The sequence below is a fragment of the Streptomyces sp. NPDC042002 genome, from assembly GCF_055588305.1.
Window position 1 is genome coordinate 235,448 of sequence record NZ_JBVJCT010000010.1, and the last position, 11,326, is coordinate 246,773.

At 71.4% G+C, this 11,326-nt stretch carries 11 protein-coding genes; 6 read left to right on the forward strand and 5 right to left on the reverse strand.

What is annotated here, in order from left to right; genetic code table 11:
• Positions 1 to 26: 26 nt before the first annotated feature.
• A complete protein-coding gene (locus ACZ6KY_RS18190; protein WP_469311272.1) occupies positions 27 to 1,193 on the forward strand; it encodes an MFS transporter in 1,167 nt (388 codons plus the stop codon).
• Between the two features lie 336 nt (positions 1,194 to 1,529).
• Entirely contained in the window at positions 1,530 to 2,294 is a 765-nt protein-coding gene (locus tag ACZ6KY_RS18195) for a maleylpyruvate isomerase family mycothiol-dependent enzyme (RefSeq protein ID WP_469311273.1), read from the forward strand.
• A 152-nt stretch (positions 2,295 to 2,446) separates the two neighbouring features.
• Here ACZ6KY_RS18195 and ACZ6KY_RS18200 read toward each other — a convergent pair whose 3' ends face one another.
• Positions 2,447 to 2,860: a MarR family winged helix-turn-helix transcriptional regulator gene (locus tag ACZ6KY_RS18200; protein WP_469311274.1), complete on the reverse strand. Its 414-nt coding sequence runs from the start codon at positions 2,858 to 2,860 to the stop codon at positions 2,447 to 2,449.
• 85 nt (positions 2,861 to 2,945) lie between these two features.
• On the opposite strand from ACZ6KY_RS18200, the gene ACZ6KY_RS18205 reads away from it, so the two are divergent.
• Positions 2,946 to 4,460: an MFS transporter gene (locus tag ACZ6KY_RS18205; protein ID WP_469311275.1), complete on the forward strand. Its 1,515-nt coding sequence runs from the start codon at positions 2,946 to 2,948 to the stop codon at positions 4,458 to 4,460.
• Between the two features lie 73 nt (positions 4,461 to 4,533).
• Positions 4,534 to 4,869, forward strand: coding sequence for a DUF6332 family protein (locus ACZ6KY_RS18210; RefSeq protein ID WP_469311276.1), 336 nt, complete (start codon positions 4,534 to 4,536; stop codon positions 4,867 to 4,869).
• On the opposite strand, the gene ACZ6KY_RS18215 is transcribed toward ACZ6KY_RS18210, so the two are convergent.
• The 3 genes from ACZ6KY_RS18215 to ACZ6KY_RS18225 all read right to left on the reverse strand — a co-directional run bounded on the left by ACZ6KY_RS18215 (position 4,830) and on the right by ACZ6KY_RS18225 (position 7,603).
• On the reverse strand, positions 4,830 to 5,495 hold the full coding sequence (locus ACZ6KY_RS18215; protein WP_469311277.1) for a response regulator transcription factor: 666 nt from the start codon (positions 5,493 to 5,495) through the stop codon (positions 4,830 to 4,832). The two genes, ACZ6KY_RS18210 and ACZ6KY_RS18215, sit on opposite strands and share 40 nt — an antisense overlap.
• A complete protein-coding gene (locus ACZ6KY_RS18220) occupies positions 5,492 to 6,727 on the reverse strand; it encodes a sensor histidine kinase (protein WP_469311278.1) in 1,236 nt (411 codons plus the stop codon). Before ACZ6KY_RS18220 ends, ACZ6KY_RS18215 begins: the two co-directional genes overlap by 4 nt.
• Before the next feature lie 147 nt (positions 6,728 to 6,874).
• On the reverse strand, positions 6,875 to 7,603 hold the full coding sequence (locus tag ACZ6KY_RS18225; protein ID WP_469311279.1) for a TetR/AcrR family transcriptional regulator: 729 nt from the start codon (positions 7,601 to 7,603) through the stop codon (positions 6,875 to 6,877).
• A gap of 262 nt (positions 7,604 to 7,865) precedes the next feature.
• On the opposite strand from ACZ6KY_RS18225, the gene ACZ6KY_RS18230 reads away from it, so the two are divergent.
• Positions 7,866 to 8,315: a nitroreductase family deazaflavin-dependent oxidoreductase gene (locus ACZ6KY_RS18230; protein ID WP_469311280.1), complete on the forward strand. Its 450-nt coding sequence runs from the start codon at positions 7,866 to 7,868 to the stop codon at positions 8,313 to 8,315.
• Between the two features lie 82 nt (positions 8,316 to 8,397).
• On the opposite strand, the gene ACZ6KY_RS18235 is transcribed toward ACZ6KY_RS18230, so the two are convergent.
• Complete coding sequence (locus ACZ6KY_RS18235) at positions 8,398 to 9,672, reverse strand: geranylgeranyl reductase family protein (protein ID WP_469311281.1); 1,275 nt, start codon at positions 9,670 to 9,672, stop codon at positions 8,398 to 8,400.
• 176 nt (positions 9,673 to 9,848) lie between these two features.
• Here ACZ6KY_RS18235 and ACZ6KY_RS18240 point away from each other — a divergent pair, with 176 nt between their 5' ends.
• Entirely contained in the window at positions 9,849 to 11,204 is a 1,356-nt protein-coding gene (locus tag ACZ6KY_RS18240) for a M20/M25/M40 family metallo-hydrolase (protein ID WP_469311282.1), read from the forward strand.
• The last annotated feature ends 122 nt before the right edge of the window (positions 11,205 to 11,326 follow it).

Genomic DNA, 11,326 nt, shown 5'->3' on the forward strand with positions numbered 1-11,326 from the left:
TAAACAAAACCGTTCCGCACAGCGTTGTGCCGGATCGTTCCCTCACCCGACTCCGCATCACCCTCACCGCGTTCTTCGCCCTCGACGGCTTCGTGTTCGCCGGCTGGGTCGTGCGGATCCCCGCCATCAAGCACCAGACCGGCGCCTCCGCCGGCGCCCTCGGCCTCGCTCTCCTCGGCGTCTCCGCCGGTGCCGTGATCACCATGATGCTGACGGGACGGCTCTGCCGACGGTTCGGCAGCCATACGGTGACCGTGGCCTGCGGGGTGCTGCTGTCGCTGAGCATCGTCCTACCCCCGCTCGCCCACTCGGTGCCGGTACTGGGCCTCGTCCTGCTGGTCTTCGGCGCGGCCTACGGCGGGATCAACGTCTCCATGAACAGCGCGGCCGTCGATCTCGTGGCCGCTCTACGGCGCCCGGTGATGCCCAGTTTCCACGCGGCGTACAGCCTGGGCGGCATGCTCGGAGCGGGGCTCGGCGGGCTGGTCGCCGGGCAACTGACACCGACACGCCATCTGCTCGGGATCGCCGTCACCGGTCTGCTCGTGACCGGCGTCGCGGGACGCGCACTGCTCCGCCAAGACGTCCCGCCGTCGCCGGATCGCCCACAGGGTGACGAGCCCTCGGGGCAATCGCGTGTCGATGTCCGTACCCGCGGCCTGGTCGTCGTCTTCGGGCTGATCGCCCTGTGCACGGCGTACGGTGAGGGCGCACTCGCGGACTGGGGCGCGCTCCATCTTGAGCAGGACCTGGACGCGCACCCGGGAATCGCCGCCGCCGGCTACTCGTGCTTCGCGCTCGCCATGACGATCGGCCGGCTCAGCGGAACGGCGCTGCTCGAACGGCTGGGCCGGACCCGCACGTTGGTCGCGGGCGGCACGACGGCCGCGCTCGGCATGCTGCTCGGTTCACTCGCGCCCTCCGTGTGGGCGGCGCTGCTCGGATTCGCCGTCACCGGGCTCGGCCTCGCCAACATCTTCCCCGTCGCCGTCGAGCGGGCGGGCGCGCTCGCCGGAGCGAGCGGGGTCGCCGTCGCCTCCACCCTCGGGTACGGGGGCATGCTGCTCGGGCCGCCCGCGATCGGGTTCATGGCCGACTGGTACTCCTTGCCGACGGCACTCACGAGCGTGGCGGCACTGGCGGCCGTGGCCGCACTGGTCGGATTCGCGACGCGACGCGCCGCCGTGGGCTGAGGGGGGTGCGAACCACCCGCGCGAGCAACGCGGAGCACCCTGGGCGAGAAGCGCAGGGATCCCGGGCAGGGATCCCCGGGAGACCGGTCGAGAGCGCCGGCACCCCGAGCGAGCAGCGCGCGGACACCGGTCGAGGAGCGCGGGAATCCGGCAGGGGCGGGGGACGGGCGTGCGAGGACACCGGGAGCGGGCGAGCTCGCGTGTGGCGCACCCGGAGGCGCACAGGCGCCGGTCCGTGGCCATGCGCGCCCCCGAGTTCGCCGAAGTCGGCTCCCCTCCCGCGCACTTCCACCCCCGCACCGCCCGGTACCGCCCCGCATCGGGCACACTCTCGGCATGCAGATTCGGGAGTTCGTGGAAACCCTGGACAGGGAGGGCCGGTCGCTGGCCACGGCCGCCGAGGAGGCGGGCGTCGACGCCAAGGTCGCGACCTGCGCAGGCTGGCAGGTCAAGGATCTGGTGCGGCACACGGGCATGGTCCACCGCTGGGCCACCGCGTTCGTCGCCGAGGGACACACCTCGTACCACCCCGACGGCGGGCTGCCGGATCTGGACGACGACGAGCTGCTGACCTGGTTCCGTGAGGGACACCGGCTGCTCGTGGACACGCTGGCCGGCGCCTCGCCGGACCTACGGTGCTGGAGCTTCCTGCCGGCGCCCTCGCCGCTCGCCTTCTGGGCGCGCCGGCAGGCTCACGAGACCACCGTGCACCGGGTCGACGCCGAGTCGGCGCTCGGCGGGGAGCCGACGGCCGTCCCGCCGGACTTCGCGGTCGACGGGATCGACGAGTTGCTGCGCGGCTTCCACGCGCGCGAGAAGAGCAGGGTGCGCACCGAGGAACCCCGTGTGCTGCGCGTGCGCGCCACCGACCGCGCGGACGCCGTGTGGACCGTACGGCTGTCGTCCGAACCGCCGCTGAGCGAACGCGCGGGGCACGGGCACGCGGACACGCACGGGGGCGCGGAGGTGGACTGCGAGCTGGCGGGACCAGCCGCGCGGCTCTATCTGGCGCTGTGGAACCGCGGGCCGTTCCCGAGCGTGACGGGCGACGCCTCGCTCGCCACCCTGTGGCGGGAGAAGTCCGGCATCACCTGGAGCTGACGCGCGAATCCGGGGTCGGGTCAGCCCGGAGACGAGCGGCGGGCGTCCGTCACGCCCCGAGCCGACGGCCTCGGCCCAACGCAGGGGCGGAGCACGCGCTGAGCAGGATCAGAAGGAACAGCAAGGTCAACAGGGGGAACCGGACAGCCCGTTCAGCCGCCGGATGCCGACGGGCCGCCCGCCAGCATCCGGGTGAGAACCGCACGCTGCAACGGCAGTACCTCGCCGTGCAGTTCGCGCCCCTTCGGCGTGACACACACGCGCACGCCCCGCCTGTCCTCGGCACACATCCCGCGCGTCACGAGGCCGTCCTTCTCCAGGCGCCCGATCAGCCGGGACAAGGCGCTCTGACTCAGATGGACCCGCTCGGAGATCTCCTGGACACGGAAGGAGGGTCCGCCGTCCGCGGCGGTACCCACCGCCAGCAGGTCGAGCACCTCGAAGTCGCTGGCGCCCAGGCCGTGTCGATGCAGCTCGCGGTCGAGCTCACAGACGGTGCGGGCATGCACCGCCAGGATGTCGCGCCACTGGTCCACGAGCCCTTGCTCGGCATTCTCCGCCGCCATGCCCGCACCGTAGCAAAAAACCAACTTTGTTGCATCGGAATTAAATGCACTTGCATTGAATGCATGTGCATGTACTGTCGGTGTCATGACCTCTCCGCTCACCCACCCCGTGCCCCACGGACGCTGGACCCCCCGGCTGTGGGGCACCCTCCTGGTGCTCTGCGCCGCGATGTTCCTGGACGCGCTGGACGTGTCGATGGTCGGCGTCGCCCTGCCGTCCATCGGCTCCGAACTCGACCTCTCCACCTCGACGCTCCAGTGGATCGTCAGCGGCTACATCCTGGGATACGGCGGGCTGCTGCTCCTCGGCGGACGCGCCGCCGACCTGCTGGGCCGCCGCCAGGTCTTCCTGGTGGCCCTCGCGGTGTTCGCGCTCGCCTCGCTGCTCGGCGGACTCGTCGACTCAGGTCCCCTGCTGATCGCCAGCCGTTTCATCAAGGGTCTGAGCGCCGCGTTCACCGCGCCGGCGGGCCTGTCGATCATCACCACGACATTCGCCGAGGGCCCGCTGCGCAACCGCGCGCTCTCGATCTACACCACCTGCGCGGCCACCGGTTTCTCCATGGGCCTGGTCCTGTCCGGCCTGCTCACCGAGGCGAGCTGGCGGCTGACCATGCTGCTGCCCGCGCCCATCGCCGTCGTCGCGCTGCTCGTGGGCCTGAAGCTCATCCCGCGCAGCGAGCGAGAGAAGGACCACCGCGGTTACGACATCCCGGGCGCGATCATCGGCACCGCCTCCATGCTGCTGCTCGTCTTCACCGTCGTCCAGGCACCCGACGCCGGCTGGGGATCGGCCCGGACCCTGCTGTCCTTCCTCACCGTCGCCGTACTGCTCACCGTCTTCGTCGGCATCGAGCGGCGCAGCCCCAGCCCGCTGATCCGGCTCGGCGTCCTGCGTTCCGGCAGCCAGATCCGGGCCCAGCTCGGCGCGATGGCGTTCTTCGGTTCGTACGTCGGCTTCCAGTTCCTGGTGACGCTGTACATGCAGTCGCTGCTGGGCTGGTCGGCCCTGCACACCGCGCTCGCCTTCCTGCCGGCCGGCGCGCTGGTGGCCCTGTCCTCCACGAAGGTGGGGGCCGTCGTCGACCGGTTCGGCACGCCCCGGCTCATCGCGGCGGGCTTCGCCCTGATGGTCGTCGGGTACGCGCTCTTCCTGCGCGTCGACCTCGACCCGGTCTACGCGGCGGTCATCCTGCCGACCATGCTGCTGATCGGCGCCGCGTGCGCCCTGGTCTTCCCGTCCCTCAACATCCAGGCGACCAACGGCGTCGACGACCACGAGCAGGGCATGGTCTCGGGCCTGCTCAACACCTCCGTACAGGTCGGCGGTGCGATCTTCCTCGCGATCGTGACGGCCGTCGTCACAGCGAACTCCTCCGAGGGCTCCTCGCCCCAGGACGTACTCGACAGTTACCGCCCCGGCCTGATGGTGGTGACCGGCATCGCCCTCGCGGGTCTGCTGATCACGCTGCCCGGGCTGCGGACACGGCGTCCGAAGGAGTCCGTGGTGGTCACCCGGTCCGCCCACTCGGCCCAGTCCGGCCAGTCCGCTCAGAAGGGGGCGGAGTCGGGGTCGGAGCGGGTCTCCGTCCGCGATTAGCGATCAGCGGACACCTCCGACGCGCGCCCGGCGGGTCCTTGCCCCGCCGGGCGCGGGCCTGTTGACTCGGCGGATGAGCAACAACGGGGTGAACAGAGGCAGTTACCGCGACACCGCGGAATGGACACACGCGCGGCGGGCCCAGGCGCGGCGGGACGCGGTCACCGTCGAGATCGGATACGCCCTGGCCAGCGCGGCGTTCGTGGCGGCGGTCGCCTTCGGGGTCGTCACCGGGCCCGCCCTCTTCCTGGACCTGTCGTCCGGCGCGGTCCGGGCACTGGTCACCTCGGGCGGCACCCTGGCCGCCGCCCTCTTCGCGCTACGGGTGGCCACCGTGCTGTACCGCTTCCGCCAGGACGTTCCCGTGCCTCAGCCCAGCCAGCCCGGTCGCACCAGCCCCGACTCATAGGCGAGCACGACCAGTTGGGCCCGGTCGCGAGCCCCGAGTTTCACCATCGTCCGGCTGACATGGGTCTTGGCCGTGAGCGGGCTGACGACGAGACGGCGGGCGATCTCGTCGTTCGAGAGGCCGATGCCGACCAGCGCCATCACCTCCCTTTCCCGCTCGGTGAGTTCGGCGAGGGACGCGACGGACTCGGGCTCCTTGGAACGGGCCGCGAACTCGGAGATCAGCCGGCGCGTCACCCCGGGCGACAGCAGGGCGTCGCCCTCGACCACCGCCCGTACCGCACGCAGCAGTTCATCGGGCTCGGTGTCCTTGACCAGGAAGCCGGAAGCGCCGGAACGGATGGCCTCGAAGACGTACTCGTCGAGCTCGAAGGTGGTGAGCATGACCACCTTGACGCCCCCGAGGTCCGGATCGCCGGTGATGCGGCGCGTGGCGGCGAGACCGTCCAGCACGGGCATCCGGATGTCCATCAGGACGACGTCGGGGCGCAGTTCACGAACCACGCGCACCGCCTCCCCGCCGTCGGCGGCCTCTCCGGCCACCTCGATGTCCGGCTGCGCGTCGAGCAGCGCCTTGAAGCCTGCCCTGACCAGTGCCTGGTCATCGGCGAGCAGTACGCGGATCACCGGTCCTCCTTGACCTTCCACGGCAGTACGGCCAGCACCCGGAACCCTCCGTCGTCGCGCGGACCCGCCTCGATCGTGCCACCCAGGGCGGCCGCCCGCTCCCGCATGCCCGCGAGCCCGTTGCCGCTCCCGCCCGCGTCCGCAGCGGTGGCCGGCCCGTCGTCGTCGATCCGCAGGCGCAGCGCGCCCTCCGCGTGATCGAGTCGCACCCGCGCGCGACGCGACCCGGAATGCCGTACGACGTTGGTCAACGCCTCCTGGATGATGCGGAACGCGGCCAGATCGGTCCCCGGCGCGGGTGTCGGGACCTCACCCTCGATCTCGACCGTCAGACCGGCGCTCGCCGCCTGCTCGACCAGTTCGGGGAGCCGGTCGAGCCCGGGGGCGGGCGCGCGCGGTGCCTCGCCCGGCGCGCGCAGGGTGTCGAGCACTTGGCGGACCTCGCCGAGCGCCTCCTTGCTGGCCGCCTTGATGGTGGTGAGCGCCGTACGCGCCTGTTCCGGGTCGGAGTCCAGGAGCGCGAGGCCGACGCCCGCCTGGACGTTGATCACCGAGATGCTGTGCGCCAGTACGTCGTGCAGTTCGCGGGCGATCCGCAGCCGTTCCTCGTCCGCGCGTCGCCGGGCAGCCTGCGCGCGCTCGGCCCTGTCGCGGCCCCACTGCTCACGGCGCGCGCGCACCAGTTCCGACAGCGCCAGCACCGCCACCACCCAGGTGGCGATGCCGATCTCCTGCGTCCAGGAAGTCGGGCCGTCGCCCGTCGGCGGCAGCCGGTGGTACAGCCAGTGCGCGACCACGAGATGCCCCGCCCACAACAGGCCGACCGCCGTCCAGGCGGCCCTTCGACGCCCGGCGACCACGGCGCTGAAGCAGCCCACCGCGACCGGAAGGAAGACCGGCCCGTACGGGTATCCCGCGGCCACGTAGACCAGGGCGACCGCGGCCGTGCCGAACGCTACGAACACGGGGTAGCGCTGCCGCCAGAGCAGCAGGCCGGAACCCACGAGAAGGAGCGCCCGGGAGAAGAAGTCCAGCGCGAGCCGGTCACCGTGCTGCGCGTGGGCGGCGAAGTTGGAGCCCAGCAGCACGAAGGCGGTCAGCAGCAGCGTGGAACGCCACGGCCATCGCGCGCGGCGCTCCTCGTCGTGCCAGCGGTTCCACCCGGGCGGTCCGTGCCGCCACCACGGTGGACCGCCCCACGTCGGTGCCGTGGGCGTGTGCTGCTCTTCCATGCCCGTCACGCTAGACGGCCGACCACGGCGACGGCGTCCGCCGGGCGAGGTGATCACCCGTACTCCCCTCGGAGTACGGGTGCGGAGTACAGGTGCGGAGTACGGCGGACGCTACCGCTGGGCCGTACGGCGCCGTCGCGGCCGGGCCTACGCCGAAGACGGCCCACCGGCGGTCGCGCCCTGCTCGGGATAGACAAGCCCCACATCGTGCGCGAGCCGCCCCACCGCATGCCGGAAGAACGGCTCCCGGTCCTCCACGACCCGGTTGAACTGCCCGAACAGCTCGAACCCGATCAGCCCGTAGAGCTGCGCCCACGAGGCCACCAGCGTCACGATCACCTCGGGCGGCAGATCGGGCGCGAGATCCGCGGCCATCCGCTGCGCCTCGGTCTTCAGCTCGGCCGGCAACGGCGTGCGCGCCACGCCCTTGTCCCGATACGCGTCCCGGACGACCCCGATCAGGAGCACGCCGACCCGTGCGGCCGCCGGAACGGTCTCCTGCGGCGCGACATACCCGGGGACGGGTGTGCCGTAGATGAGCGCGTACTCGTGCGGATGCTCCAGCGCCCAGCGCCGCGCCGCCGTGCAGACGGTGATCCAGCGCTCCTGGGGGCCGGCGGCGGCGACCTCGGCGTGCGCGGACTCGGCCGCCTCGCCGAGGGAGTCGTAGGCGTCGATGATGAGCGCGGTCAACAGGTCGTCCCGGCTCGGGAAGTACCGGTAGAGCGCGGAGGAGACCATCCCCAGCTCACGGGCCACGGCCCGCAGCGAGAGCTTGGCGGCGCCCTCCGCGGCGAGCTGTCTGCGCGCCTCGTCCTTGATGGCCGCCGTGACCTCGATCCTGGCTCGGGCACGTGCCCCTCGCGCGGTATTCATACAGAGCAGTGTCCCACGTTCAGAGCAGTGCACACAAAGGAGAGCATCGATCCGAAAATAGATCAGCGCTCCACTACGTGATCACCGATCAGCAATTGGCGACCCGCGATCAGCGACCCGACCCAACGCGAACGAGAGCGGCGCACAAAAACGAGAGCGCTGCTCTTGCATTGGATCACCGATCCGATGCAGACTCTTCTCAAGCGAGAGCAGTGCTCACAAAAAAGAGCGGCGCTCTCACCACATGCCTCGAGAGGTCACCGTGTCCACACACGTCCAGAAGCCGGGCTGGTTCACCGTCAACGTCTTCAACCGCGCCGTGGCCTGGATCACCAGGCGCGGGTTCAGTGTCTGGGGCTCCCGGGTCCTGGCCGTCCGGGGCCGCAAGAGCGGTGAGTGGCGGACGACCCCGGTCAACCTGCTCACCGTGGACGGCGAGCAGTACCTCGTCGCCCCCCGCGGCCATGTCCAGTGGACGCACAACATGCGGGCGGCCGGCGGGGGCGAGCTGCGTCTCGGCAAGAAGGTCGACACCTTCACCGCCGTCGAGGTCGCCGACGACGACAAGGTCTCGCTGCTGCGCGCCTACCTCAAGCGCTGGAAGGCCGAGGTAGGCGTGTTCTTCGGCGGAGTGGGCCCCGACTCGTCCGACGAGGAGCTGCGGCGCATCGCTCCCGACCACCCGGTCTTCCGGATCACGGTCAAGGGCTGACGGCCGCCGCGGCCGCTCCTCCGCCGCCTCATGGCCGAATTCACTGCCGGCGATCGGATGCGGCCGACAGCGGCCCCGTCCGCTACAGCTCCCCCACCGCTCCCCCCTCGGTCGCCTCCGTCCCCTCCGGACGGCGATCGAGTGCGGTCAGGGCGCGTCCGACCATCGGGTGCGACCGGATGATCTCGCCGAGGGTGGTGGAGCCGCGGGTGATCCCGGCGAACGCCTTCCACACCGGGCGCACACCGGTGAGCCCCGCGTGGAACATGCCGGGGCGACGCTCGAAGGCCCCGAGCAGGCGCTTGCCGACGCTCATCTCGACGCCGAGCCCCGCCTTGATCGCGAAGGCGTAGTTCAGGGCCTGCCGCCGGGCGTCCACCGCGTCGTGCGCCTCGGCGATCCGTACCGCCCACTCGCCCGCCAGCCGACCGGAGCGGAGCGCGAACGAGATGCCCTCCCGGGTCCAGGGCTCGAGCAGTCCCGCCGCGTCGCCGCAGACGAGCACCCGGCCGCGCGAGAGCGGCGAGTCGTCGGCGCGGCAGCGCGTCAAGTGGCCCGAGGAGATGGCCGGTTCGAAGCCGGCGAGACCGAGCCGGGCGATGAAGTCCTCCAAGTACCGCTTGGTGGCGGCACCTTCGCCACGCGCGGAGATCACGCCGACGGTGAGCGTGTCCCCCTTCGGGAAGACCCACCCGTAACTGCCGGGCATGGGGCCCCAGTCGATCAGGACGCGCCCCCGCCAGTCCTCGGCGACCGTCTCCGGCACCGGGATCTCGGCCTCCAGACCGAGATCGACCTGGTCGAGCTTGACCCCGACGTGTGCTCCTATCCGGCTGGCGCTGCCGTCGGCGCCCACGACCGCCCGCGCCAGAACGGTCTCGCCGCCCTGCAGGACCACGGCGACGGTGCGACGGTCCGGCACCGCCGAGCCGTGCTGCTCGACGCGCGAGACCATGGCACCCGTACGCAGTTCGGCGCCCGCCTTCTGCGCGAACTCGACGAGCTGCTGGTCGAACTCCGGACGGTTGATCAGCCCGAACAGCATGTGCCGGGACCGCCGGGTGCGGGCGAATTTGCCGTCCATCGAGAAGGTGACCGCGTTCACCCGGTCTCTGAACGGCAGCTCGAAGCCGGGGGGCAGGGCATCGCGCGAGGGGCCGATGATGCCGCCGCCGCATGTTTTGTAGCGGGGCAGTTCGGCTTTCTCCAGCAGCAGGACACTGCGTCCCGCGACCGCTGCCGCATAAGCGGCCGAGGCCCCCGCCGGCCCTCCACCGACGACTACGACGTCCCATACCTGCTGCCCGTCGTCCGCCGTACGCCGCTCGTCGTCCGCCGAAGAGTTCTCGCTGCTCACGTTGGTCTACTGCTCCCAGTCCAGCCGTCTGCCGCACCTGTCCCCCGCATCCTACGGCGGGCATCGCCGCAGGTTGCTGTGGGAGGATCGACAACGGATGCGTCCTGTACACCAGTACGCATCACCCGATCATCTGTACACAGAAGTACAACGTCGCACCTACGAGGAGCGTGCCCATGTCGTCGAATCCGGTCGCCGAGACCGTCGCCTCGCTCATGCCCCGGGCGAAGGCGGAGCTCACCGAGCTGGTGGCCTTCAAGTCGGTGGCGGACTTCGACCAGTATCCGAGGAGCGAGAGCGAGGGCGCCGCGAACTGGATCGCCGACGCGCTGCGCTCCGAGGGCTTCCAGGACGTGGCGCTGCTCGACACCCCGGACGGCACCCAGTCGGTGTACGGCTTCCTGCCGGGACCCGAGGGCGCGAAGACGGTCCTGCTGTACGCGCACTACGACGTGCAGCCACCACTGGACGAAGCCGCCTGGACGACACCCCCGTTCGAGCTGGTGGAGCGCGACGGCCGCTGGTACGGGCGGGGCAGCGCCGACTGCAAGGGCGGCGTCGTCATGCACCTGCTGGCGCTGCGTGCCCTGAAGGCGAACGGCGGCATTCCGGTGCACGTCAAGGTCATCGTCGAGGGTTCGGAGGAGCAGGGTACCGGCGGTCTGGAGCGGTACGCCGAGCAGCACCCGGAGTTGCTGACCGCCGACACGATCGTCATCGGTGACGCCGGCAACTTCCGGGCGGGCCTGCCGACGGTCACCGCGACCCTGCGCGGCATGACCCTCGTACGGGTGCAGGTGGACACCCTCGAAGGGAACCTGCACTCGGGGCAGTTCGGCGGCGCGGCGCCCGACGCGCTGGCCGCGCTGATCCGCGTACTGGACTCGCTGCGGGCGAAGGACGGCTCGACGACCGTCGACGGCCTGGCGGGCGACTTGGCGTGGGACGGGCTGCAGTACGAGGACCAGGCGTTCCGTGAGGACGCCAAGGTGCTCGACGGGGTGGAGCTCATCGGCTCCGGCACGGTCGCCGACCGGGTCTGGGCGCGGCCGGCCGTCACGGTGCTCGGGATCGACTGCCCGCCGGTCGTCGGCGCGACGCCGTCGGTGCAGGCCGGTGCCCGTGCGCTGATCAGCCTGCGGGTGCCGCCGGGCGTCGACGCGGTCGAGGCGACCAAGCTGCTCCAGGCGCACATCGAGGCGCACACGCCGTGGGGCGCGCGGGTGAGCACCGAGCCGATCGGGCAGGGCCAGGCGTTCCGCGCCGACACGTCCAGCCCCGCGTACGCGTCGATGGCCGAGGCCATGGCGGTCGCCTACCCGGGCCAGGAGATGCAGTCGGCGGGCATGGGCGGCTCGATCCCGCTGTGCAACACACTGGCCTCGCTGTACCCGCGGACGGAGATCCTGCTCATCGGCCTGAGCGAGCCGGAGGCGCAGATCCACGCGGTGAACGAGAGCGTCTCGCCGGACGAGCTGGAGCGTCTGTCGGTCGCGGAGGCGCTGTTCCTGCGGAACTACGCGGCGAGCTGATCGTCCGCGGACACGGGTGGGGGGGGGAGGGGGGGGGGGGGGGGGGCGGGGCGTTTTTTTCCCTCCCGTTCGCAACCCCCACAGAAGAAGGGGCCTCCCAAAAAAAAAAAGGGCGGGGTGGG

What these genes read in the sequence shown, in the direction of transcription:
- ACZ6KY_RS18195 (WP_469311273.1), top strand. Translation starts at nt 1,530, where the DNA reads ATGCAGATTCGGGAGTTCGTGGAAACCCTGGACAGGGAGGGCCGGTCG.
- ACZ6KY_RS18200 (WP_469311274.1), bottom strand. Translation starts at nt 2,860, where the DNA reads ATGGCGGCGGAGAATGCCGAGCAAGGGCTCGTGGACCAGTGGCGCGAC.
- ACZ6KY_RS18205 (WP_469311275.1), top strand. Translation starts at nt 2,946, where the DNA reads ATGACCTCTCCGCTCACCCACCCCGTGCCCCACGGACGCTGGACCCCC.
- ACZ6KY_RS18210 (WP_469311276.1), top strand. Translation starts at nt 4,534, where the DNA reads ATGAGCAACAACGGGGTGAACAGAGGCAGTTACCGCGACACCGCGGAA.
- ACZ6KY_RS18220 (WP_469311278.1), bottom strand. Translation starts at nt 6,727, where the DNA reads ATGGAAGAGCAGCACACGCCCACGGCACCGACGTGGGGCGGTCCACCG.
- ACZ6KY_RS18225 (WP_469311279.1), bottom strand. Translation starts at nt 7,603, where the DNA reads ATGAATACCGCGCGAGGGGCACGTGCCCGAGCCAGGATCGAGGTCACG.
- ACZ6KY_RS18240 (WP_469311282.1), top strand. Translation starts at nt 9,849, where the DNA reads ATGTCGTCGAATCCGGTCGCCGAGACCGTCGCCTCGCTCATGCCCCGG.